The organism is Gordonia sp. JH63 (genome assembly GCF_009856645.1).
Classification (GTDB): Bacteria; Actinomycetota; Actinomycetes; order Mycobacteriales; family Mycobacteriaceae; genus Gordonia; species Gordonia hongkongensis.
The window spans coordinates 4,651,088-4,674,236 of sequence record NZ_CP047235.1 but is presented as its reverse complement, the minus strand read 5'-3'; the positions used below and the strand labels follow the sequence as shown (position 1 = coordinate 4,674,236).

19 protein-coding genes and 1 riboswitch are annotated in these 23,149 nt (G+C 69.1%); of the genes, 12 read left to right on the top strand and 7 right to left on the bottom strand.

Annotated features, from left to right (window positions below; translation table 11 throughout):
* Positions 1-111: 111 nt before the first annotated feature.
* The gene (locus tag GR168_RS20720; RefSeq protein ID WP_159371584.1) at positions 112-2,028 is read right to left on the bottom strand and encodes an ABC transporter ATP-binding protein; all 1,917 of its coding nucleotides are present in this window, start codon (positions 2,026-2,028) and stop codon (positions 112-114) included.
* A 233-nt stretch (positions 2,029-2,261) separates the two neighbouring features.
* Between GR168_RS20720 and fgd the strand changes: the two genes are divergently transcribed.
* Entirely contained in the window at positions 2,262-3,272 is a 1,011-nt protein-coding gene (gene fgd / locus GR168_RS20715) for a glucose-6-phosphate dehydrogenase (coenzyme-F420) (protein WP_065630452.1), read from the top strand.
* Here the strand turns inward: fgd and GR168_RS20710 are convergent, their stop codons facing one another.
* A complete protein-coding gene (locus GR168_RS20710; protein WP_058249597.1) occupies positions 3,273-4,172 on the bottom strand; it encodes a LysR family transcriptional regulator in 900 nt (299 codons plus the stop codon).
* A 96-nt stretch (positions 4,173-4,268) separates the two neighbouring features.
* Between GR168_RS20710 and GR168_RS20705 the strand changes: the two genes are divergently transcribed.
* The 7 genes from GR168_RS20705 to GR168_RS20675 all read left to right on the top strand — a co-directional run bounded on the left by GR168_RS20705 (position 4,269) and on the right by GR168_RS20675 (position 13,542).
* A complete protein-coding gene (locus GR168_RS20705; RefSeq protein ID WP_159371583.1) occupies positions 4,269-5,360 on the top strand; it encodes a DMT family transporter in 1,092 nt (363 codons plus the stop codon).
* The gene (locus tag GR168_RS20700; RefSeq protein ID WP_159371582.1) at positions 5,318-5,920 is read left to right on the top strand and encodes a hypothetical protein; all 603 of its coding nucleotides are present in this window, start codon (positions 5,318-5,320) and stop codon (positions 5,918-5,920) included. The genes GR168_RS20705 and GR168_RS20700 overlap by 43 nt, the downstream gene beginning before the upstream one ends.
* Positions 5,921-5,937: 17 nt before the next feature.
* A complete protein-coding gene (locus tag GR168_RS20695; RefSeq protein ID WP_159371581.1) occupies positions 5,938-6,543 on the top strand; it encodes a TetR/AcrR family transcriptional regulator in 606 nt (201 codons plus the stop codon).
* Positions 6,540-8,195 carry an FAD-binding oxidoreductase gene (locus GR168_RS20690; RefSeq protein ID WP_203235873.1) on the top strand — a complete coding sequence of 552 codons (1,656 nt, stop codon included), beginning with the start codon at positions 6,540-6,542 and terminating at the stop codon, positions 8,193-8,195. Before GR168_RS20695 ends, GR168_RS20690 begins: the two co-directional genes overlap by 4 nt.
* Positions 8,196-8,237: 42 nt before the next feature.
* Positions 8,238-10,436, top strand: coding sequence for a phosphate acetyltransferase (gene pta / locus GR168_RS20685; protein WP_159371988.1), 2,199 nt, complete (start codon positions 8,238-8,240; stop codon positions 10,434-10,436).
* On the top strand, positions 10,433-11,635 hold the full coding sequence (locus tag GR168_RS20680) for an acetate kinase (protein ID WP_159371579.1): 1,203 nt from the start codon (positions 10,433-10,435) through the stop codon (positions 11,633-11,635). Before pta ends, GR168_RS20680 begins: the two co-directional genes overlap by 4 nt.
* A 155-nt stretch (positions 11,636-11,790) precedes the next feature.
* Positions 11,791-13,542, top strand: a complete 1,752-nt coding sequence (locus GR168_RS20675) for an HNH endonuclease signature motif containing protein (protein WP_159371578.1) — start codon at positions 11,791-11,793, stop codon at positions 13,540-13,542.
* Between the two features lie 2 nt (positions 13,543-13,544).
* Here GR168_RS20675 and GR168_RS20670 read toward each other — a convergent pair whose 3' ends face one another.
* Genes GR168_RS20670 through GR168_RS20660 form a run of 3 tightly spaced genes read right to left on the bottom strand, consistent with a single transcriptional unit; the run spans position 13,545 to position 18,597 of the window.
* The gene (locus GR168_RS20670; protein WP_159371987.1) at positions 13,545-16,145 is read right to left on the bottom strand and encodes a serine/threonine-protein kinase; all 2,601 of its coding nucleotides are present in this window, start codon (positions 16,143-16,145) and stop codon (positions 13,545-13,547) included.
* A gap of 5 nt (positions 16,146-16,150) precedes the next feature.
* Positions 16,151-17,149 (bottom strand): glutamate ABC transporter substrate-binding protein, encoded by a 999-nt coding sequence (locus tag GR168_RS20665; RefSeq protein WP_065630374.1) that lies wholly within the window; start codon positions 17,147-17,149, stop codon positions 16,151-16,153.
* Complete coding sequence (locus tag GR168_RS20660) at positions 17,146-18,597, bottom strand: hypothetical protein (protein WP_058249606.1); 1,452 nt, start codon at positions 18,595-18,597, stop codon at positions 17,146-17,148. Before GR168_RS20660 ends, GR168_RS20665 begins: the two co-directional genes overlap by 4 nt.
* A gap of 349 nt (positions 18,598-18,946) precedes the next feature.
* On the opposite strand from GR168_RS20660, the gene GR168_RS20655 reads away from it, so the two are divergent.
* Positions 18,947-19,429 carry an NUDIX hydrolase gene (locus tag GR168_RS20655; RefSeq protein ID WP_058249916.1) on the top strand — a complete coding sequence of 161 codons (483 nt, stop codon included), beginning with the start codon at positions 18,947-18,949 and terminating at the stop codon, positions 19,427-19,429.
* Between the two features lie 4 nt (positions 19,430-19,433).
* On the opposite strand, the gene GR168_RS20650 is transcribed toward GR168_RS20655, so the two are convergent.
* A complete protein-coding gene (locus GR168_RS20650; RefSeq protein WP_065630456.1) occupies positions 19,434-19,817 on the bottom strand; it encodes a hypothetical protein in 384 nt (127 codons plus the stop codon).
* Between the two features lie 316 nt (positions 19,818-20,133).
* Entirely contained in the window at positions 20,134-20,844 is a 711-nt protein-coding gene (gene thiE, locus GR168_RS20645; protein ID WP_159371577.1) for a thiamine phosphate synthase, read from the bottom strand.
* Positions 20,845-20,891: 47 nt separating this feature from the next.
* A riboswitch (TPP riboswitch) is annotated at positions 20,892-21,003 on the top strand.
* Here thiE and thiO point away from each other — a divergent pair.
* From thiO to GR168_RS20630, 3 genes are all read left to right on the top strand, one after another.
* Entirely contained in the window at positions 20,999-22,063 is a 1,065-nt protein-coding gene (gene thiO / locus GR168_RS20640; protein WP_159371576.1) for a glycine oxidase ThiO, read from the top strand. Its footprint overlaps the riboswitch before it by 5 nt.
* Positions 22,060-22,272, top strand: a complete 213-nt coding sequence (thiS, locus tag GR168_RS20635) for a sulfur carrier protein ThiS (protein ID WP_159371575.1) — start codon at positions 22,060-22,062, stop codon at positions 22,270-22,272. The genes thiO and thiS overlap by 4 nt, the downstream gene beginning before the upstream one ends.
* Positions 22,273-22,327: 55 nt before the next feature.
* Entirely contained in the window at positions 22,328-23,119 is a 792-nt protein-coding gene (locus tag GR168_RS20630; protein ID WP_159371986.1) for a thiazole synthase, read from the top strand.
* Positions 23,120-23,149: the final 30 nt, after the last annotated feature.

Here is a 23,149-nt window from a genome sequence, read left to right as displayed (position 1 = left end):
ACACCTTGCGAGACCCTTCGTGGCTCGCTTCGCTCGCACCTCAGGGAGCGGTGGTTGGGCTCGCTTCGTTCGCACCTCAGGGAGCAGGAAACCGGGGCGCGTCACGAAGGGTCACGCCGTCAGCGAATCCGAGTCCTCGGGGTCGTCCTCGGCGAACTGCGTCCGGTAGAGCTCGGCATAGCGTCCGTTGCGCGCCAGGAGCGTCGGATGATCACCGCGTTCGACGACACGCCCGGCTTCGAGCACGACGATCTCGTCGGCGGCTCGGATCGTCGACAGCCGGTGCGCGATGACGATCGAGGTCCGTCCCTCGAGGGCCTCGCCGAGCGCCGCCTGGACCGCCGCCTCCGACGTCGAATCGAGATGCGCGGTCGCCTCGTCGAGGATGACCACCGACGGTTGTGCGAGCAGCAGACGGGCGATCGTCATGCGTTGGCGCTCACCGCCGGACAGCCGGTACCCGCGTTCGCCGACGACGGTGTCCAGTCCGTCGGGCAGTGAGCCGACCAGCTCGTCGAGCCGAGCCCGTCGCAGTGCGTCCCAGATCTCGTCATCGGACGTGTTCGGCTGGGCGAGCACGAGATTCGCCCGGATGGTGTCGTGGAAGAGGTGGCCGTCCTGGGTGACGAGACCGACGGTCCGGTGGACCGATGCGGTCTGCAGTTTCCGGATGTCGACTCCGGCCAGCTGAATCGAGCCCTCGTCGACGTCGTAGAGGCGGGTCGCGAGACTCGCGATGGTCGACTTGCCGGCACCGGAACTGCCCACGAGAGCCACCATGCTGCCGGCCGGGACGTCTAGGTCGACATGGTGCAGGACCGTCGTGCCGGCCCGATTATCCAGTTGGGCAACCTCTTCCAGTGATGCCAGCGACACCTTGTCCGCCGCCGGATAGGCGAAGGACACGTCCTCGAATCGGACGGACACCGGGACGGGCCGCCCGCTCTCGGTGCCGGGCACCGGGATCGCGTCGGGTGCGTCAGCGATGAGGGGTTGTAGGTCCAGGACCTCGAAGACGCGCTCGAAACTGACCAGGGCGCTCATGATCTCGACGCGGGCGTTCGCCAGAGCTGTCAGCGGCGCATACATCCGGGTGAGCAGCAGCGCCAGAGAGACGACCGCGCCCGCGGACAGATGATCCTGTACCGCAAGCCATCCGCCGAGCCCGTAGACCAGGGCGAGGGCCAACGCGGACACCAGCATCAGCGTCGTCATGAAGTACGCCTGCAACATCGACCGGCGTACGCCGATGTCGCGGACCCGGTCGGCGCGGTCGGCGAACTCGCGCGACTCGAGATCGGGGCGCCCGAACAGTTTCACCAGCGTGGCGCCGGGGGCGGAGAAGCGCTCGGTCATCTGCGTCGACATCCGGGCGTTGTGCTCGGCGGCCTCGCGGGAGAGTGCGGCCATGCGCCGGCCCATCCGCCGCGCCGGTATCACGAAGACCGGCAGCAGGATCAGCGCAAGCAATGTGATCTGCCAACTGATCGCGATCATGACGCCCAGCGTCAGGGTGAGTGTGACGATGTTGGACACGACGCCGGACAAGGTGTCGCTGAATGCCCGCTGGGCGCCGATGACGTCGTTGTTGAGCCGGCTCACCAGGGCCCCGGTGCGGGTGCGGGTGAAGAACGCGATCGGCATCCGCTGCACGTGGTCGAAGACAGCTCGCCGTAGGTCGAGAATGAGACCCTCCCCGATGTTCGCCGACAGCCACCGGACCCCGATTCCCGCGGCGGCCTCGGCGACGGCGATCAGCGCGATGGCGACCGCGAGTCCGACGATCATCATCTCCGAGCCGCTCTCGGTGATGACGTTGACGACGCGACCCGCCAACAGCGGGGTCACGACGGTCAGCACCGCGGTGAAGACCGACAGCAGGAGGAACCATCCGATCCGGCGTCGGTGCGGTCGGGCGAACCCACCGATACGGCGAAGTGTCACCCGGCGGTCGCCCCGTAATCGCTTGCTGCTGGGCTGGGTGGAGGACTTGTACATCATGTCCCAGGCCACGGACTGCATACTCATGCCGTCCACGGTAGAACTTAAACCCAACTTGAGGTCCAGCTTGTTCGCTGCCAGAGGAATCCCGAGTGCGAACATGCTGGGTCGCCCCGGCCGGCTGAGGTCCCGTCCGGCTCCCGACGTCGGCGTCTGTCCGCATGCTCTACGTTGGTATGCGAGGTCACACGACGATTGGGCCGACTCCGCAGACCGGCCCGCGCCGGCGGGTGAGGGCCGGTGGCGAAGGAGCGATGGACATGGCAGAACTCAAGCTCGGTTTCAAGGCGTCGGCGGAGCAGTTCGATCCGCGCGAGCTGGTGGAGATCGCGGTCGCGGCTGAAGAGCACGGCATGGATTCGGTTGCGGTGAGCGATCACTTCCAGCCCTGGCGGCACAACGGCGGCCACGCCCCGTTCTCGCTGGCCTGGATGGCGGCGGTCGGCGAGCGCACCAAGCGCGTGCAGATCGGCACCTCGGTCATGACCCCGACCTTCCGCTACAACCCCGCGGTCATCGCGCAGGCCTTCGCCACGATGGGCTGCCTCTACCCCGGACGCATCATGCTCGGTGTCGGCACGGGCGAAGCGCTCAACGAGTACGCGACCGGGTTCCAGGGAGAGTGGCCGGAGTTCAAGGAACGCTTCGCGCGCCTGCGCGAGTCGATCAAACTCATGCGCGAACTGTGGACCGGCGAAGAGGTCAACTTCGACGGCGAGTACTACCACACGCAGGGCGCCTACATGTATGACATTCCCGAGCAACCGATCCCGGTCTACGTCGCCGCCGGCGGGCCGGTGGTCGCACGCTACGCGGGCCGTGCCGGCGACGGTTTCATCTGTACCTCGGGCAAGGGGCCCGAGCTCTACACCGAGAAGCTGCTGCCCGCGGTCGCCGAAGGAGCGGCAAAGGCCGAGCGCGATGTCGACACCATCGACAAGATGATCGAGATCAAGATCTCCTACGATCCCGATCCTGAACTGGCGCTGGAGAACACCCGCTTCTGGGCCCCGCTGTCGCTGACCCCGGAGCAGAAGCACAGCGTCAACAGCTCGACCGAGATGGAGCGGCTGGCCGACGAGCTCCCGATCGAACAGGTCGCCAAGCGGTGGATCGTCTCCTCCGACCCCGACGAGGCCGTCGAGAAGGTCAAGTTCTACACCGACGCCGGGCTCAACCACCTCGTCTTCCACGCCCCCGGGCACGACCAGCAGCGGTTCCTGGAGAACTTCGAACGCGACCTCGCCCCGCGCCTGCGCAAGCTCGGCTGATCACGAAAACCCCTGCGCGACGGCGGCGTCGAGCATCTCGAGCACTCGTCGGACGGGCGGCAGGTCGAGTCCGCTCTGCCGTACCCGGACCCGCACCTCGCGTGCGGGCGTTGGGTCGACGATGGGAACTGCCGTGACGCCGGGCGGCAGGTCGACGAGCGCGAGCCGGGGGACGACGGTGAGTCCGACCCCGGCCGCGACGAACCGTATCGCGGTCGGATAGTCCTGGGTCTCGACGCTGAAGTCGGGTACGAAACCGACCGACGTACATGCGTCGAGCACTGCCTGCCGGCAGGGTCCCCGCGCCACGTCGTTGTCGACCCACGGGACCTGGGACAGTTCGCGCAGGGTCACCGACTCCAGCGCCGCCCATGCTGAATCCACGGGTACGACAGCGGAATACGGGTCGGTGGTCAGCCGGCGTCCGACGAACCCGGCCACGTCCGCGGACGGGCGTTGACTGTCCTCGACATAGATCTCGATGTCGGGTGCCGCCGACGACGGGCCCATCAGCTCGATGAGGCGGAGATCCAATCGCAATCCGGGGAATTCGCGCGAGATGGTGGCGACGATCGGCGGGATCCAGGTGGCGCCCGCCGAGGCGAAGTAGTTGATGCGCAGCTGACCGAGCCGGCCGTCGCGCAGCTCCGAGATCAGACCGTCGATACGGGCGATCTGCTCGAAGACGGTGTCGGACTCGCGGGCCAGGATGGTGCCGGCCTCGGTGGGTACGATGCCGCGACCGTCTCGCTCCACCAGCGACAACCCGGTCTCGCGCTGCAGGGTGGCGATGTGCTGGCTGACCGCTGACGGCGTGTATCCGAGCGAGGCCGCGGCTCCGCCGATGGACTGCTCGCCGATGACCGAGCGCAGAACCCGAAGGCGGTGGATGTCGACCATGGGGCGACGATACCGCGGCAACTGTGCAGCGGCGCTGAAATGTTCGGAACAAGTATTCACTTGTCCTGAAGTGCCGGATGAGTGAATCTGGAACACATGTCCTCGCGCCCGACACCGGCATCGGCTGGGTCCGCCACCGCTTCCCTGCCGGCTCTGGCCGCCGTCGTCACCGTCGTGCTGTGGGCGTCGGCGTTCATCGGCATCCGCGCGCTCGGTGACACGTTCTCACCGGGTTCCATGGCGTTCCTGCGGTTGCTGGCTGCGGTGATCCCGCTGACGCTCATCGTGATGGTGGTACGTCTGCGCGCACGGACAACCGGGGCGTCGGCCCGTCCGCTGCTACCGCGCGGCCGTGCGCTCGCCCTGGTGACGGCGTACGGGGTCGCTTGGTTCGCGGGCTACACCGTCCTGCTGAACTGGGCCGAACGCCACCTCGACGCCGGGACCGCGGCGCTGCTGGTGAACCTGGCACCGATCCTCGTGGCCGTCGCCGCGGGACTCTTTCTCGGAGAAGGGTTCCCGCGTCACCTCGTGATCGGTATGACGATCGCCTTCGCCGGTGTGGTGCTGATCGCCGCCGGCGGGTCCGCCACCGCGGACGCGCACGCCGACTGGCTCGGCATCGTGCTCGGGGTCGCCGCGGCGGTTCTCTACGCGACCGGTGTGCTGATCCAAAAATCGGCCCTACGCAGCGTCGACGCGCTGACCGCGACCTGGCTCGGTGCGGTCGCCGGTCTCGTGGCCACCGCGCCCTTCGCCCCCGTCGCCGTAACCGAGCTGTCCGGCGCCGAGTCGGGGGCGATCTGGGCGGTGATCTACCTCGGGGTCGGGCCGACCGCGATCGCGTTCTCCACGTGGGCCTATGCGCTGGCCCGCACCGACGCGAGTGCGATGGCGGCCACCACTCTCGTGGTCCCCGCAATCGTCATCGTCCTGTCGTGGGCGCTGCTCGACGAGTTGCCCACCGGCGTCGGCATTGTCGGGGGACTCCTCTGTCTCGGTGGGGTCGCCATCGCCCGCCGATTGCTGCCGATGAGACCGCGTACGGGCCGGTCGGCGCGTAGCCTGGACGTGTCGTCGCCGACGATGACGCCCTCCGATACACGACGCGTTCCCGGCACGACCGCAACCGAGGAGACATCGCCATGCGCAAGTTCGTCGCCGGCCTCGCCATCGGCGGATCGCTGACTTTCGCCACGGCGACAACGCTTCTGGCTGTCGACTCGGAGTCGCCCGCGGCGTCGCCCAGTGTGAACTGCGGACCGCTCACCGGTTCCGGACCGATCCCCGGGTGTTCGTACCGCGTCGACGGGACCCGGTTGCAGATCGGTCTCTACAACAATGCGACGCGCAATCCGGCGGTGGAATGCACCCTCACACCGAGCGGCGCGGTCCACCCCACCGCCGCCACCACGATGGGGCCGGGGTCGCGTGGGGCCCTCACGGCGTCGGTGTATCCGAATTTGCCGAGGACCTTCGTCGTCCATTGCCTCGGCGGCGGTGCGGGCGCCGACCGCGTGGACCGGCAGACCACGATCACCGCGCGCGCCGAGACGCCGGAGCCGGCGCGGACGACGCCTTCGGTCCGCCGTACGTCACCGGCGCCTGTCCCGTCGGCGCCCTCGACGTCATCCGAGCCGGAGGGCCCCGCCGAGATCACCACGACGCCTCCGACCACCGAGGACGCCGCACCGGGCAACGCCGTGACCACCACGACGACCACCACGACGGTTCCCGCCTCATCCTGATTCGCTACGGTTTTCGCATGGATCGTGACCGCATGGTGGATGTCGGAGTCGGGCTGGTGTCCCGGTTCGGGGCCAAGACGCTGAGTCTGACGTCGGTGGCCCGGCACGCCGGGGTGGCGCGGGCGACCGCCTACCGGATGTTCGGCGGCCGCGAAGCGCTGGTCACGGCCATCGTGGAACGCGAGGTGTCGCTGCTCCGGGGCAAGTTGATCGAGTGGTCGGCGACCGCGCCCGACGCGGCGGGCAAGATCCACGCGCAGGTGGTGAACGTGCTGCCCTACATCCGCAACCACGACGCGTTGCAGTACGTGCTGCGCAAGGAGCCGGAGGAAGTGGTCCGCGCGCTCGTCGCCACCAACGATTCGGCCGGGCCCACCCTCATCCATCAGATCGTGTCGGAGGCCCTGCCCGATCTGGAACCCGAGATCGGGGACCAGCTGTTCCCCACCCCGCGGGGTGCCGCGGAGTTCCTCGTGCGCACCATCTACTCCCTCATGCTCATCCCCGACAGCTTCTTGAGTGACGAGCAGATCGCCGAACTGGTCGTGCGGGCGATCGTCCGAGACGACACCGAGAGCGGTGGCGCGCCGACGGGCGGCAACCGGCCGGGCCCGGTCCGATGACCGGCGAGCACGTGTCCGACGAAACCGCGATCCCCGTCGTGGGGATGCTTCGGCCGCGCTGGGGAGACCCGGCGCGCACGGCCGAACTGCCCGGCGCCGCGGCTGCGCTGGCCGGGGACCGGAAAACCGACGCCGGCGTCGACCCGGGGACGATCTCGCCGGCTCGGTCGACGGTCGATGCTGCTGTCCGCGAAGAGGTCTCGGCTGTCGTCGGCGCCGACCACGTCTCCGACGCGGACGCGGCACGGGTGCAGCACACGCGCGGGTACTCCACCCCGGACATCCTGCGGTTGCGCGCGGGTGACGCCGACGACGCGCCCGACCTCGTCGTGTACCCGGGCGACCACGAGGAAGTTGTCGCGATCCTGCGGTTGTGTTCGGAGCGACGGATCGCGGTGGTGCCGTTCACCGGCGGGACGTCCGTGGTGGGTGGGTTGACGCCGGACCGCGCCGGATTCGCCGGCGTGATCAGTCTCGACCTGCGCCGCCTCGACCGCGTGGTGGAGATCGATGAGATCTCCCGGACGGCGACCCTGCAGGCCGGTCTGCGCGGACCCGCGGCCGAGGCGATCCTGCGCGAGAAGGGTTGGACCATCGGTCATTTCCCGCAGTCCTATGAGGGCGCCGGGATCGGTGGATATGCCGCGACTCGCTCGGCCGGCCAGTCCTCGGCTGGGTACGGGCGCTTCGACGAGATGGTCGAGGGTCTCGTGTTGGCGACTCCGCGGGGAACCATCGAACTCGGTACCGCGCCGCGGTCGGCGGCCGGACCCGACCTGCGTCAGCTCGTCCTCGGGTCGGAGGGCGTGTTCGGTGTCATCACGAGCGTGCAGATCCGTATCCGCCCGGCCCCGACCACCCGCGTCTTCGACGCCTGGCGGTTCGCCTCGTTCGCCGAGGGCGCGACCGCTCTCCGTCGGCTGGCCCAGGACGGTCCCCTGCCGACGGTGCTCCGCCTGTCCGACGAGGTGGAGACGGCGTTGAAACTCGCTGATCCCGCCGGCGCCGGGAGCGAAGCGAGCGGGTCGCCGGATGACGCCGGCGCCGGAAGCGAGCACGGCGATGACGGGGCCGGGTGTCTGGTCGTCGCCGGGTACGAGGGTGCGGCCGACGAGGTGGCGCGGCGACGCGATGCGGCGTCGTCGGTGTTGATCGAAGCCGGTGGCGGGGCGCTGGGGGAGGGTCCCGGAGAGGCCTGGCGGACAGGACGTTTCGCGGGGCCGTACCTTCGCGATCCGTTGCTCGATGCCGGGGTGTTGGTCGAGACGCTCGAGACGGTCGCGTTCTGGTCGAGGCTGCACGATGCGCGCGCCGCGGTGACGGCCGCCCTGACGGACTCGCTCACTGCGTCGGGTACGCCGCCGCTGATCATGTGCCACGTGAGTCACGTCTACGCGTCGGGTGCCTCGCTGTACTTCACGGTCGTCGCACCGTTCGCCGACGACCCGCTCGCGCAGTGGGGGGCGGCGAAAGTCGCGGCCAATTCCGCGATCCGGGCGTCCGGTGCCAGCATCACCCATCATCACGCGGTCGGGCGGGATCATCGTGACGCGTACCACGACGAGATCGGGCCCCTGGCCCTGGACGCGTTGCGGGCGGTCAAGGAGTCGCTCGATCCCGACGGTGTGTGCAATCCGGGTATTCTGCTCTGACGCCCGACTCCGGGACCGGGGTTGCCCGGCCCGTCCGCCACTATGCTGGGGCGCATGGCCACGGATAGAGTCCAGACCGCCGACGCCGACGGACCCGCGAGCGCGGATCAGATCGTCTCCGACCCCACGACCAGCATCTACATCGCCTCGGCTGAAGGCGAGACCGGTAAGTCCATCGTCGCGCTGGGGTTGCTGGCCCTGCTGTCGGCGACCGGCGGGCGGGTCGGGGTGTTCCGTCCGATCTCGCGGACGGCCGCGGAGGATCGTGATCCGATCCTCGATCTCCTCCTCGACTACGAATCGGCCGACCTCCCGTACGAGGACTGTCTCGGTGTCACCTACGAGGAGGTGCACAACGATCCCGAGGGCGCGGTTGCCGAGATCGTCGCGCGCTTCCACGCGATCCAGTCCCGCTGCGACCGCGTGGTCATCGTGGGTTCGGATTACACCGACGTCGGCACCCCGTCGGAGCTGAGCTACAACGCCCGGATCGCCGCGAATCTGTCGGCGCCGATGGTGTTGGCGATCAAGGCGATCGACCGGTCGCCGGAAGAGATGCACGGTCTGGCCGAGGGGCTGATCGCCGAGGTGACCGCTGCCCATGCCACCCCCGTCGCGCTCGTCGCCAACCGGTGTGACCCCGATCGCCTCGACGAGATCCGGGACCAGTTGCGCAGCACCGGGATTCCGGCGCTGTGCCTACCCGAGGAGCCGGTGCTCTTCGCCCCCACGATGGGGGAGCTCAAGGAGGCGCTCGGCGCGACGATGTACAGCGGTGACGAGGAATTGCTCGACCGCGAGGCGCTCCGGGTGATGGTCGGTGGCATGACCGTCGAGCACATCCTGGAGCGGCTCACCGACGGCACCGTGGTCATCACGCCCGCCGACCGGTCGGATGTTCTCCTCGCACTCGTGAACGCCAACACCGCACAGGGTTTCCCGCGTCTCGCCGGCATCATCCTCAACGGCGGACTCAAGCCGCACCCGATGATCGAGGCGCTGGTGAGCGGGTTGAAGCCGACCCTGCCGATCATCAGCTGCCCGCAGGGCACCTACGACACCGCGCGTACCGCCGCTCACACGCGCGGCAAGGTGGGGGTGGGCTCGGTACACAAGATCGAGGCCGCACTGGCGATGATGGAGACCCATGTCGACCCCGAGAAGGTCATGCGCAACCTCAACGTGTCGACGCCGACCGTGGTGACGCCGCAGATGTTCGAGTACCGGCTGATCTCCCGCGCGCGCGCCGACCGGAAGCACATCGTGTTACCGGAGGGCGACGACGACCGAATCCTACGGGCCGCCAACAGGCTTGCGCGGCGCAGCGTTGCCGACCTCACTCTGCTCGGTGATCCCGAAGCGGTGCGCGAGCGTTCCATCGAACTCGGCCTCGACCTCTCCGACGTCACGGTCATCGACCCGGCCGAGTCGGAGTATCTCGACGAGTTCGCCCGCATCTACACCGAGCTGCGCAAGCACAAGGGCATGGATCTGGAACGGGCACAGGAGAAGATGCGGGACGTGTCCTACTTCGGCACGATGATGGTGCACACCGGGCGCGCCGACGGGATGGTGTCGGGGGCGTCGCACACCACGGCCCACACGATCCGGCCGGCCTTCGAGATCATCAAGACCAAGCCGGGGGTGTCCACCGTGTCGAGCGTGTTCTTCATGTGCCTGGCCGACAAGGTGCTCGCGTACGGAGACTGCGCCATCGTCCCGGATCCGTCCGACGAACAGCTCGCCGACATCGCCATCTCCTCGGCGCAGACCTCGGCGGCCTTCGGTATCGATCCCCGGGTCGCGATGCTGTCGTACTCGACCGGGACGTCCGGATCGGGTGCCGACGTCGAGAAGGTCAAGACCGCAACCGAACTCGTGCGCGAGCGGCAACCCGATCTGCTGGTCGAGGGGCCGATCCAGTACGACGCCGCGGTGGAACCCTCGGTGGCGAAGACCAAGATGCCCGACTCGCCGGTGGCCGGCCGTGCGACCGTGCTGATCTTTCCCGACCTCAACACGGGCAACAACACGTACAAGGCGGTGCAACGCAGCGCGGGCGCGGTCGCGATCGGCCCGGTGCTGCAGGGCTTGAACAAGCCGATCAACGACCTGAGTCGCGGCGCCCTCGTCTCGGACATCGTGAACACGGTCGCCATCACCGCGATCCAGGCCCAGCAGGAAGGTGTTGACCCACTCGCCGAGAACGTCGCCTCCGCCGAGGCCGAGGGCCCCCGATGAGCGGGGCGTCGGGTGCGGTGCTGGTGCTCAACGCCGGCTCGTCGTCGCTGAAATACCAACTGGTGCAGCCGGCGGACGGCACGGTGATCGCGGAGGGCATCGCGGAGCGGATCGGCGACTCCGGTTCGTCGATGACACACGAACAGAATGGCGAGACCGTCACCGAGACACTGGAACTCGACGATCACCTCGCCGCGGTCCGACGGGCGGAACGTTACTTCGCCGACAACGGAACCGATCTGGCCGACGCGGGACTGAGCGCGGTCGGACATCGGGTGGTGCACGGTGGCCGGTCGTTCTACGAGCCGACGGTGGTGACCCCCGAGGTGATCTCGGAGATCGAGCGGATCTCCCCGCTGGCGCCGCTGCACAATCCGGCCAACCTGGTCGGCATCCTGGCGGCCCGGGAGTTGCTCCCCGACGTCCCCTCGGTGGCCGTGTTCGACACCGCGTTCTTCCACGGGCTCCCTGACGCGTCGGCGACGTACGCGATCGACCGTGCGGTCGCCGACGAACATGCCATCCGCCGCTACGGTTTTCACGGCACCAGCCACGAATACGTCTCCGGCCGGGTGGCCGAGTTCTTCGACCGTGACCCGGCGTCGATGAACCAGATCGTGCTGCACCTCGGCAACGGCGCGTCGGCGTCGGCCATCGCGGGCGGGCAGCCGATCGACACGTCGATGGGTATGACCCCGCTCGAGGGGCTGGTGATGGGGACCCGCAGCGGTGACCTCGACCCCGGACTGGTCCTGCATCTGAACCGGGTGGCGAACCTGTCCGTCGACGAGATCGACACGCTGCTCAACAAGCGTTCGGGACTTCGAGGTCTGTGCGGCGAGAACGACTTCCGCGCCATCACCGAGCTGATGGACAACGGTGACGACGCCGCCCGACGCGCCTTCGACGTCTACATCCACCGCCTGCGCCGCTACCTCGGCGCCTACGCCTTCGCCCTCGGCCACGTCGATGCCATCACGTTCACGGCCGGCGTGGGGGAGAACTCCGCCGTGGTCCGCGCCCGTGCGCTGGCGGGGTTGGAAGGGTTCGGGATCGTCGTCGATGACGAGCGAAACGCTGTGCGTGGCAAAGAGGCTCGACGCATCTCGGCGGATGACAGTGCGGTGGACGTGCTTGTTGTGCCTACCAATGAGGAGCTGGCCATCGCGCGGCAGTCGGCGGCGGTGGTGGCGGGCTGACCCCCCAGGCCGCAGGTGCGAGAATCGGCTGCCCCTACCACGCACCACCGACAGAATGCGCTATACGACTGGACAACGAAAAGCGTTGCACACCAGCGCTATAGCGGCTACACTCGAACAACATGCATTCGCGCAATCGTCTCCGGGGGGTGACAATGTCTGACGAATCAAGCAGGCCGCAACCGCGCGCCGTCGAGTTGGTGGCCGAGCTGCACGCGACCCTCGACAAACTGCAGACCGTCAACTTGTCCCAGTGCACCGACGAAGAACTGATGGAAGTCGCCGCCGCTACCGAACGCGCGATCGCTCGAACCACTTACGCCGGCGACCGGCAAGTCGCCGAAATCGAGGCTCGTGATCTGCCCCGCAAGACCGGCTGCCGCACTCTGATGCAGTTCATGACCCATCGGCTGCGGATCTCCAACCCGATGCGTCGACGCAAGCAGCTGAACGCCACTGCCGCGCTGACTTGCCTCAACGGCGACCGTCTCGAACCCGAACACCCGACGCTGGCAGAAGCTTTCGCCAAAGGTGCCGTGGGAACCGGGCATGTCCAGGCCGCCATCGATGTCCTCGACCAGATCCCGCATGCTGTCGAACACGACATCAAGGTCGCCGCCGAGCGACAGATGGCCGAGATCGCCGAAGCCCACACGCCTGCCGAGATCACCCAGCTCGGCTCGCGGCTGCTCGCCCACCTCGATCCCGACGGCACACTGTCCGACGACACCGACCAGAAACGACGCCGCGGCCTGTGGATCGGCCGGCAACGCGCCGACGGCACCGCCAAGATCTCCGGCACCCTCACCCCCGCACTCGCCGCCCGGCTCACCATGATGTTCGCGGTGTGGGCCAAACCCGGACTCAACAACCCCGACGACCCACAGTCGCCCCAAGGCCCGGCCGGCACCGCCGACCCCGACGCCCTGACCGCCGCAGCCGACCGCGACCAACGCACCCTCGCCCAGACCAATCACGACGCCCTCGACGCCGCACTCGCCGCAGGCTTCGCCGACGGAACACTCGGCACCTCGCACCGCGGCCTGCCCGTGCAACTGATCATCAAAGCCGACCTCGGGGACCTGATCCGCGAAGCCGGACTCGCGACCACCGCCACCGGCACCCTGCTCCCCGTCAAAGACGTCATCCGGCTGGCAGCCGATGCGCAACCCTGGCTGGCGATCTTCAAAGACGCCACCACCGTCCCGCTGTACTTCGGGCGCGGCAAACGCCTCGCCACCCGCGAACAACGACTCGTTTCGTTTGCTCGCCCTGACGGTGAAGTGTGCTCGGCTCCCGGCTGCGATCAGCCCGCCACCCACGTCGACATGCATCACGCCCAGAAGGATTGGGCCAAGGGCGGTCTCACCGACATCGACGATCTCGCGCCGGCTTGCCCGCGACACAACCGGATGGTCGGCGACAATCCCGGCCAGTACACCATGCACATCGAGCGCTCGGGACCTGATGAAGGCCGCTGCGTCTGGCGATTGAACGCTGAACCCGGCGCCCCACCCAATCCCGGTCGCCTGAACCGCCGACCCGACATACAGCGGCGGTTCGCAGAACACCTGAATACCGTGCGCGACGAGATCCACGGACCGACCACACAAGGGTTTCGCGGGCTCGGTCGCCGGACCCTTCGTGACGCGCCCTCCGCAAGCTCCGGGTGCTCCTCAGGGAGCTGGGGTGACGCGCCCTCCGCAAGCTCCGGGCGCTCCTCAGGGAGCAGGGGGCCCGGCGATCAAGCGCGCCGCTCATGGCTGAAAACCAGCCACGTCATCGACGTCCGACCGCCACTGCGCGTGCGTCGCAGCACCCGTCCGTCACCGGTCGAGGCCCACCTCGCGGAGCTCTTGGGCGAAGACCCTCTCGTGCGCAACGCAGCAGGGACGTTCTTCGGATAGCCCTAGAACAACGTATTCGGCCGGACGTAGTTGGCGAGGTCGACGAGCATGAACCGGTGGTCCCGGTTGGTGCGGGTCAGGCGGGCCAGTTGGCGCAGCGAACGTTCGGTGCCGGTGCGAATGCCGTACTCGGTGAACGGGAAGCCGAGCAGCGTCGAGGGTTCGTTGTCCTGCTTGGCGTCGTCGGGATTGTCGTGGATCCAGCCCAGCGCGGTGCCCAGCACGATGAGCAGCATCCGGGCCTTGCGCGGTTCGGTGTCCGGGATCTGCTCGAGACGCATTGCGGCCTCGATGATCTGCTCGCGGGTCACCTGCGAGGTGGGGCGCCCGTGCACGAGCGCGATGATCGCCGTCGCGCGCGCGGTGTTGAAGTGGCGGCTGGTGGCCGGGACCTCATCGAGCGGCTGGATCGCGGCGTCGATGTCACCGGCCGCCACGGCGAGCCGGGCCAGACCGAACGCGGCGGTCACGATGCTGTGATCGGTCAGCCACAGATCGTGATAATGGTGCTGCGCAACGTCATACAGCTTGGCGATCTTCTCGGCAGACTTCGCCGGGCCCTTCTCGTCGGCCAGCCAACGGCCGATGAGTTCGGCGGTGCCGGCGACGGCGAGCTTGGGCGCGACCTCGCCCGGCATCGCACCGAGGACCTCGTCGAAGCGCTCGTAGGCCAGTTCGGGTTCGTCGTTCATCAACGCGCAGATGCCCATGTACCACTCGACCCGCCACGAATCACCGTGGTGGGCGCGGACTTCCTGCAGAAGGGCGAGCGCGGTGTCGACGTCGTCGAGCTGCAGATGCGCGCGGGCCTCGGCGAGATCGATCTCCCGCGACGGGTGGGCGTTCTTGACCGGCCGGCCGCCGAAGAGCGAGGCGAAACCCTCTGCCCGGGCGGTGTTGATGGAATCCAGGGTCTGTCGCGGGTCCGACAGCGCCGCCGAGGTGAGCAGACTCGCCGCCGGGTCGAGTGGGTTGACCAGCGGAACGGGCAGGGCGTTGGCGATATCCACCGGATCGTAGAACGCCGCCTGATCGGGGTCGAAGAAGCCGTCGACCGGCGCGAGCATCAGGTCGGTGCCGAACGTCGAGCGCTGCGGCGTGAAGACCGTGGACAGCGCGGGCCGCGGGACCCCCGTGTGCACGGCGACCGTCTCGCGTAACACGTTCAGCACCTGGGTGCTCATCTCCTCCGCGGAGACGAACCGATCGGCGGGGTCGGGGGCGGTGGCGCGTTGCAGGAGGCGGTAGTACGACGGATTGTTCCGGAAGACAGGCGTCTTCGACGCGGCGGGCAGGCCGTCGACGTAGCGTCCGTTCCGCATCTCCATCGGCACGGTCAAGACCGCTAGAGTGCGCCCGATGCTGTAGATGTCGGTCGCGATCTGCGGTCCGGTCTTGACGATCTCCGGTGCCTGGAACCCGGGCGTGCCGTACAGGTGCCCGTAGCCGTTGATAGGCGAGACGGCGCCGAGGTCGATCAGCTTCACCTCGTCACTGCCGACCATGATGTTCTCGGGTTTGACGTCGTTGTAGACCAGGCCGACCGAGTGCAGATAGCCCACGGCGAGAAGCACTTCCAGGATGTAGGCCAGGCCCTGCTCCACCGACAGCAGGGAGTTGTCCGGATCGCCCGCGGTGATCTGTTTGAGCGTCTGGCCGCCGATGTACTCCATCACGATGTAGCCGAAGCGGTCATCGTCGTCGACGTGCTCGACGAAGTTGTAGATCTTGACGATCCCGGGATGGTTGACCGAGGCCAGGAACTGCCGTTCCGCGACCGCGACGCGCTGCGCCTCCGAATCCGAGGAATTCAGCAGGCCTTTGAGGACGACGGGCCGGTCGCTCACGTTGCGGTCGATGGCCAGGTAGATCCAACCGAGGCCGCCGTGGGCGATGGCGCCGGCGATCTCGTACTGGTCGGCGACCAATGTTCCGGGAGCCAGTCCCGGGACGAAGGAGTACCGGGCGCCGCAGTTGCCGCAGTCGCCGGTCGGGGGACCGGCGCCCTCGCCCTCGGCTCGACCGACGGGTTTGCCGCAGCGCCAGCAGAACCGCTTGCTGTCGGCGATCACCGGGTCGTCGATGACGGCGTCCTCGGGTTCGATGTCGGTGATCTTCGGCATCTCGACCAGGCCGCTGCCGAGCCGTCGCTCGTGCACCGGCGGCCGACGCCGCGGAACCAGACGCCGGCCGAGCGGACCGGAGTCGGGTTCCGGGTGGGGCACGGCGGGACGCTGCCGTTCGACGCGGTCGGTCCGGTCGTCGGGGTCGACCCCGACGGTGAACACCGGTGCGACGGCCTGGGTTCCGACATCCGGGTCGGTGCGTCGGCCGGGCCGGGGGTCGGTGGTGTCGGCCATGTCGTCGGGGCCCTCGGTCAGCGCCGCCAGGTCGGCCCGCTGGGTGCCGACGTCGACCACCTTCGCGGTCGTCTCGGCGTCCTCACCACCGGGACGGCCACCGCCCGGGCCGGGACCGTCGAGGTCGGCGTCGTCGTCGCCGAGCAGGGCGTCGAGCGAGACCCGCTGGGTGCCGAGGTCGTCGCCCCGGTCGCCGTGGGTGACGTCGTCTGTGTCGTGCCCGTTCCGGGCCGCGTCGTCCATGGGCATCAGTCCCGGTAATACGGCTGGGGAGCGCCGTACCCACTGTCGAGGATGGACAGCCACCGGTCCCGGATCTCCTGCCATCGGCCGGTCACCCGGATGCGCTCGAGCACGCCGTTGACGAACCGGATCATATCGTCCTGGCCCTTGGGAATCCCGACGCCGTAGAACTCCTCGCCGAGGCTGGGACCGACGACCCGCAACCACGGATCCTGTGCGGCGAGACCGGCGAGGATCGCGTCGTCGGTGGTCGCCGCGTCGATCTGACCCTGCTGCATCAGGACCAGGCAATCGGCCCAGGTCGTCGTGCTGACGATCTTGGCTCGGGGCTGGATGGCCTGGATACGACCGATCGAGGTGGTCCCGCGCGCGGCGCAGACCCGCTTGTCGGCGAGCTGCGCCGGACCGGTCACGTTGGAGTTCCGGAACGACAGGATGCGCTGGGACGCGACGTAATAGGGGGCCGAGAAACTGATGTCGCGCAACCGGTCGCAGGTGATGCTCATCGTCTTGATCACCAGATCGACCGTCATGTCCCGCAGGGCGTCGATCCGCTGGGCGGAACTCAGCACCTGGAACTCGACGCGGCGGTCGTCTCCGAAGATGGCGCCGGCGATCTCGTGCGCGATGTCCACGTCGAAGCCCTGGATGTCGCCGGTGATCGGGTCGCGGAAGCTGAACAGGTTGGACCCGATGTCGAGCCCGACGATCAGCCGACCCCGCTCGAGGATGCCGGCCATCGTCGAATTGATCGGCATCTGAGCAGGGGGCGGCATCTGGGCGGGCGGCCGCAGGGTCAGGGTCGCGTTGCAGGCCTCGGAACTCGGCGGCGGTTCGACGGGCACGTCGACCTGGACGCCGGGCAGCATCGGTTGCCCGGCGGTCGCCGTCGGTGGGGGTGATTCGGGTGCGGGGAAACGCACGCACCCGGTGGCGACGAGGCCGGTGAGCGCGAGCAGGACCACGACGGTCAGCAGGCGGCGAGGCGAGGGAACGGTCGTCATCGGTACTCCCGGATGCGCGGGATGAGACCGCCCACGACCGCGACGCCGGCGAAGACGGTGAGCAGCAGGATGCCGGTGCCGGTGAACCCGAGGACCCGTTGCGCGGTGTTGATGTCGTCCCGGAAGGAGTTCCGCGCAGTCGTGATCGCATCGACCAGCGCGGTGTCGACCGCGGTGTAGGCGCGCGCCGAACTGTCCGGTCCGTCGCCGACGGTGTGCAGGCGCGCGAGACCGAAGTTGCCGGTCTGGATGTAGCGGCGGACCGCGGCGTCGGTGCGGCGCCACTCGGTCAGCGCCGCCGTGACCGTGTCCAGTTGTTCGCCGGTGACCGCGCTGTCGCCGTCTTCGGTGCCCTCGCGGACGTCGTCGACGATGTTGCCGATCTCGCTGGTCGCCGCGGAGAAGCTGCGCTCGAGACCGCCCTGATCACCGCGGCGGATGAGCGAGAGCGTCTCGGCCGACCGCGCCTGCTGGGTGAGGATCCGGGCGGCGGTCAGGTCGCGGAGCGGGTCGGCGCCCTCGGTGCGGGCGTCGCTGGTGGCGGCCACCGACATCAGACCGGAGGCGAGCAACCACAGGGTCCCGACGCTGAGGGCGAAGATGGCCGCCACGATGCCGATGTTGAACCGCCGCCGGGTCCGCCGCGCCAGGTAGCGCGACGTCAGGACAAGCGCGGCGAGCAGGAATAGCAGCGGCGCGTACACGGTCCAGGGTGGACGGGTGAGGGTTTGCTGGGGGTCGGCGATGGCCATCGATCGCCGTTCGTAGAGGCGCTGGGCGGCCGGAAGGATCTGGTCCTGCATCATCGACGACGCCTGGCCGAGATACGCCGACCCCACCGGGTTGCCGAGCCGGTTGTTCGTCCGCGCCGTCTCGATGAGTCCGCTGTAGACCGGGATCGAGGTGGACAGGGTCTCGAGATCGGCGCTGACCGCCTGCTCGGCCCGGTCCGACACCATGCCGGAACCGGGTTCGCTGGAGGTGCCGGTGGCCAGGATCAGCGACGACGACGCCGTCGCCAGCGCGTCGGAGTAGCGCTGCCGCAGATCGGGGGTCTCCAGTCCGCCGGAGATGAACGCCGCGTTCGCCGACGCATCGGCGATCGACAGCGAGCTGTAGAGAACCTGCGCGGCCTCGGCGAGCGGTTCGGTCCGATCGATGAGGCGCTGCAGGGTCTGGGTGCGGTCTTCCAGGACCGTCGAGGCGTACAGGCCGGTGCTCAGACAGCCGAGCGCCAGGATTCCGCAGATGATGATCAGCTTGCCGGGGGTCGTGACCGCGAAGTGGCGCAGGGTCTGGAACGGGGACTGGGCGCGTTCCCGGGCGGTGGCGACGAGTTCGCGTCGGTCGGCGAGCACCTGGCGAATCGGGGGTGAGGCCTGTGCCGGACGGATCGTGCGACCGCCACGCGTCAGCGCCGTCCGCACGGAGGACGCGTCGCCGGTCACCTACCTGATCCCTTCTCGAACGCTGGATCGTCTCCGGTGCGGTCCTACGGTCACCGGTTCCCCGTTCCGGATTCGCGTGACCGGGCGATCAACGTCAGGGGTTGTGTCATCTGGGTCATCGTTCACCGGGTCGTGCGTGTTTCACCCTATGTCATCGTGCCGGGTTCCTCCCGAGTCGACCGGCGCCGCGCCGCCGACCTCGGCGGTTCGCGCGTGCCGGGTGCTCGCCGACGGCACCTCGTGGTTCCGAGCCGCGATGAGAGGGCTTCGCGGTCTCCCTGGCAGGTGTTGCGCATCTCACTTACGGTGGAGGCACCCGGTCGGGGCGACCGGGTTGCGAGGAGGCGTGGTGCGCGGCGACGGCGACGGCTGGGTGATCGATCCCGATGGTTCTCGATATTGGGGTATCCACGGTGCGGCAGGTCTGCTGCTGCGGGCACCGCTGCCGGACGGATCGACCGGGGTGCTTCTCCAACACCGCGCCGCGTGGTCGCATCAGGGCGGCACGTGGGCGCTGCCCGGCGGGGCCCGCGACTCGCACGAGGGTGCCATCGACACCGCGATCCGCGAGGCCGAGGAAGAAGCCGGGATCACCGCCGACGATCTGCGCGTCGTCGCAGCGGTCGTCACCCTCGAGGCGCCCGGCGGATGGACCTACACGACGGTCATCGCCGAGACGGACTCGCCGGTCCGCACGGTCGCCAACTTCGAATCCACGGAACTGCGATGGGTCGACGAGAAGCGCGTCGATCAACTCCCGCTGCATCCCGCGTTCGGACTCGCGTGGCCCGTTCTCCGCGAGCGGATCGCGATGTTGGATCCCCAGAGCTGAGCCCTCACACCCCGGCGCGGTCGGACTCCAGCAGTCGGTTCGCCCCGGCGACCAGCGCGTGGACGTTCGCCTCGTCGCTGCTCGCGCCCTCACCGACGGCCCAGGCCTGCCGGCCGTCGTGCTCGCACAGCAGGAACGTCGTGACCATGCCGTCGACGACCCGCTGGTGCAGCCGGACGATCTGAACCGGGGCGCCGACGTCGTAGAGGATCGAGGTCATCGCACCGACGGGGCCGGCGGCGACGGCGCTGCGAGACATGATGCGGTCGGCGATCGCGAGCGTCGCGCGGCACTCGACCAGGTCGCCCGAGCACGGGACGGCGGAGAAGGAGCCCAGCCGGATCGTGCCGCCACGGGAGTACTCGTCGGTGAATTCCTGCCAGGTCATCCCGGCGGCCTCCTCGTGCATCCCGGGGGGAAGCGGGCGGCCGAAACGTGCGGCGAAGTGGTCGCCGTCGTGCCGGTCGTCGCGCTCGGTGCACGAACAGGATCGACGAGGTAGATGAAGAGGGTGCATCTCGAAAACCGATTTCGGTCGAAGAACGGATGACCGACTGGAGAGCGCAACCGACCCGCAGCGGGGGGTCGGTCAGATTCAGACCCCGCTGCGGCGGGTTACGAGAACGCTCGTGATGCACAACATGATCGGTCCACCATAGACCCGCGACACCGACCGGGCAAACGTGTTTCCGCCAGGGGAACCGCTAGAGCATGCCGGCGAGGTCGGTGGCTGCGGCGGCCGGGTCGGCGGCCGCGGTGATGGCCCGCACGACGACGATGCGCCGCGCCCCGAGCGCGGTGACCTCCCCGACGCGGCCGGCGTCGATTCCGCCGATGGCGAACCACGGCTTGGCTGATTGTGTTGCGGCCGTTGAGGACACGAGGTCGAGGCCGGCGGCGGCGCGGCCCGGTTTGGTGGGGGTGGTCCAGCACGGACCGACGCAGAAGTAGTCGACGTCGTCGTCGGCGATCGCGGCGGCAGCCTGCTCGGGGTCGTGGGTCGAGGCGCCGATGACGACGTCCGGTCCGACGATCCGGCGGGCCGCCGACGGCGACAGGTCGCCCTGTCCGACGTGCAGGACATCGGCCCCGGAAAGCGCCGCGATGTCGGCGCGGTCGTTGACCGCCAGCAGGGCACCGTGCGCGTCGGCGACCGTCCGCATGCCCGCGAGGATCTCGAGTTCCTCGCCCGCCTCCAGGGTCCCGAATTCGCGCTCGCCCGGCGAGTTCTTGTCGCGCAGCTGCACGATGTCGACGCCGCCCGCGAGCGCCGCGTCGACGAAGTCGAGCAGGTCACCGCGTTCGCGCCGGGCGTCGGTGCACAGGTACAGGCGGGCCGTGGAGAGCCGCCGGCGACGGTCCGTCGCGGAGCCGGGGTCCGTCGACGCGGAGCTGGTGCGGTTCGGGGTCGTCACGCCGACCAGGCTAACCGGACCCCCGACGCCCCGGCGTAGGGTGGATCGCACGAACACACGGGAGTCCGGATCGGCCGGGCTGAGAGTGCGGACAGATTCCGCTGACCGTCGAACCTGATCCGGGTCATTCCGGCGAAGGAAGGTGATTCCCAGCGTGGATTCCCCACCGCAGCGCCCTGCCCACCGCGCCCTGACGATCGTCGGGGGCGGTGTCATCGGGCTGACCTGTGCGCTCACCGCGGCCGACGCCGGATGGCGGGTTCGCGTCCTCGACGCCGGCACCGACGAGCGCGCGTCCTGGGTCGCCGGCGGCATGCTCGGTTCACTCGGCGAGGGTCATCCCGGCGAGGACGCGTCCCTGGCCCTCTCGGTCGAATCGGTCCGGCTGTGGCCGGCGCTCGTGAAGCGGCTCGACGACCCGGGCGTCGTCACCGCCACCGACTCGCTGTTCGTCGCGGCCTCGGCGACCGACATCGAGTACCTGCGGCATCTCGCCGATTTCGTCTGGGCCGGGCAGCCCGCCACCGATGCCGCGCTGCAGTCGGTGACCGGCCGCGACATCCGGACCCTGGAACCGTCGCTGAGTTCTCGACTGGTCGGTGGCTACCGCGCGGTCGGCGAGTGGTCTGTCGACAACCGGCGGTTGCTCGAGGCGTTGCGCGCCGCCGCGACGTCGGCGGGTGCCGAGTTGGTGTCCGCGCGCGTCGAATCCCTGGGCGACCTCGACGACCTCGGTTCCGACACCCAGATCCTGCTCGCCGCCGGACTCGGCACCGCGGCCCTCTGGCCGGGTGTGGACCTGCATGCGGCGAAGGGGGAGATCCTCCGCCTTCGCCGTACGCGCTGGTCGGTGCCGCCGCCCGGCCACGTCGTCCGGGCACGCCTCCACGGGCGGGCCGTGTACCTGGTGCCGCGCGAGGACGGAGTCGTCGTCGGCGCCACCCAGTACGAGGCCGAGGGGATTGCCGACCGCGCGCCGCAGGCCGGCGGGGTCGCGGATCTGCTCGCCGACGCGATCGAGGTCTTCCCCGGGCTGCGGACCTACGAACTGACCGAAGCAGGGGCGGGTCTGCGGCCGTGCACCGCGGACGGATTGCCGATCGTCACCCGTGTGGACACACGAACGGTCGTGGCGACCGGGCACGGGCGCAACGGGATCGTCCTCGCCCCGGGCACCGCCGCCCGCGTGTTGTCGATTCTGGAAGGAGCAGAGGAATGAGTATCACCGCCAGCATCACCGTCAACGGCAAGAGCGTCGACGTCGGCGCCGACACGTCGGTGCGCGACGTCGTCACCGGTCTGGGGTTGCCGGACCGGGGGATCGCGGTCGCGGTGGACGGTGCGGTCGTCCCGCGCGGCCGCTGGGACCGGCACACGATGACCGAAGGCGCCGTCGTCGAGATCGTCACGGCGGTGCAGGGTGGCTGACCTCGCCGATCTGAAGCCCGACGCCTCGCGGACCGAGCAGAGGTCCGGCGACGAGATGATCCCGGATGCGGACCATCTGCGCATCGCCGGTCGCGACTTCTCGTCGCGACTCATCACCGGTACCGGCGGCGCGTCGAGTCTCGCGACCCTGGAACGCGCGCTGGTCGCGTCGGGGACCGAGCTGACCACCGTCGCGGTTCGGCGCGTCGACGCGGCCTCGGGCACCGGCGTCTTCGATCTGCTGCGCCGGCTCGACATCGCCGTCCTGCCCAACACCGCGGGCTGTCACACCACCGCCGAGGCGGTCCTGACCGCCCAACTGGCGCGCGAGGCGTTCGAGACCGACTGGGTCAAGCTCGAGGTGGTCGCCGACGAACGCACCCTGATGCCCGACGCCATCGAGCTCGTCGACGCCGCGGCCGCACTGGTGGCCGACGGTTTCGTCGTGCTGGCCTACACGAACGACGATCCGGTCCTGGCCGCGCGACTCGCCGATCTCGGGGTGGCGGCGGTGATGCCCCTCGGATCGCCCATCGGGACCGGACTCGGAATCCTCAACCCGCACAACATCGAGATGATCGTCGACGACTGCCACACCCGCTTCGACGACCCGTTGCCGGTGATTCTCGACGCGGGCATCGGGACGGCGAGCGACGCGGCCCTGGCGATGGAACTCGGTTGCGACGGCGTGCTTCTGGCCACGGCGGTGACCCGGGCGGAGAACCCCGAACTGATGGCGACGGCGATGCGGCACGCGGTGGCCGGGGGCCGACTGGCCGCGCGCGCCGGCCGGATCCCCAAGCGCTTCTGGGCGCACGCGTCCTCGCCCGGGCGCGACCGGGACTGACGCGCGGACCCGCGACAGGCCATCCGAACG

What these genes read in the sequence shown, in the direction of transcription:
- GR168_RS20720 (WP_159371584.1), bottom strand. Translation starts at nt 2,028, where the DNA reads ATGAGTATGCAGTCCGTGGCCTGGGACATGATGTACAAGTCCTCCACC.
- fgd (WP_065630452.1), top strand. Translation starts at nt 2,262, where the DNA reads ATGGCAGAACTCAAGCTCGGTTTCAAGGCGTCGGCGGAGCAGTTCGAT.
- GR168_RS20710 (WP_058249597.1), bottom strand. Translation starts at nt 4,172, where the DNA reads ATGGTCGACATCCACCGCCTTCGGGTTCTGCGCTCGGTCATCGGCGAG.
- GR168_RS20705 (WP_159371583.1), top strand. Translation starts at nt 4,269, where the DNA reads ATGTCCTCGCGCCCGACACCGGCATCGGCTGGGTCCGCCACCGCTTCC.
- GR168_RS20700 (WP_159371582.1), top strand. Translation starts at nt 5,318, where the DNA reads ATGCGCAAGTTCGTCGCCGGCCTCGCCATCGGCGGATCGCTGACTTTC.
- GR168_RS20695 (WP_159371581.1), top strand. Translation starts at nt 5,938, where the DNA reads ATGGATCGTGACCGCATGGTGGATGTCGGAGTCGGGCTGGTGTCCCGG.
- GR168_RS20690 (WP_203235873.1), top strand. Translation starts at nt 6,540, where the DNA reads ATGACCGGCGAGCACGTGTCCGACGAAACCGCGATCCCCGTCGTGGGG.
- pta (WP_159371988.1), top strand. Translation starts at nt 8,238, where the DNA reads ATGCTGGGGCGCATGGCCACGGATAGAGTCCAGACCGCCGACGCCGAC.
- GR168_RS20680 (WP_159371579.1), top strand. Translation starts at nt 10,433, where the DNA reads ATGAGCGGGGCGTCGGGTGCGGTGCTGGTGCTCAACGCCGGCTCGTCG.
- GR168_RS20675 (WP_159371578.1), top strand. Translation starts at nt 11,791, where the DNA reads ATGTCTGACGAATCAAGCAGGCCGCAACCGCGCGCCGTCGAGTTGGTG.
- GR168_RS20670 (WP_159371987.1), bottom strand. Translation starts at nt 16,145, where the DNA reads ATGGACGACGCGGCCCGGAACGGGCACGACACAGACGACGTCACCCAC.
- GR168_RS20665 (WP_065630374.1), bottom strand. Translation starts at nt 17,149, where the DNA reads ATGACGACCGTTCCCTCGCCTCGCCGCCTGCTGACCGTCGTGGTCCTG.
- GR168_RS20650 (WP_065630456.1), bottom strand. Translation starts at nt 19,817, where the DNA reads ATGACCTGGCAGGAATTCACCGACGAGTACTCCCGTGGCGGCACGATC.
- thiS (WP_159371575.1), top strand. Translation starts at nt 22,060, where the DNA reads ATGAGTATCACCGCCAGCATCACCGTCAACGGCAAGAGCGTCGACGTC.
- GR168_RS20630 (WP_159371986.1), top strand. Translation starts at nt 22,328, where the DNA reads ATGATCCCGGATGCGGACCATCTGCGCATCGCCGGTCGCGACTTCTCG.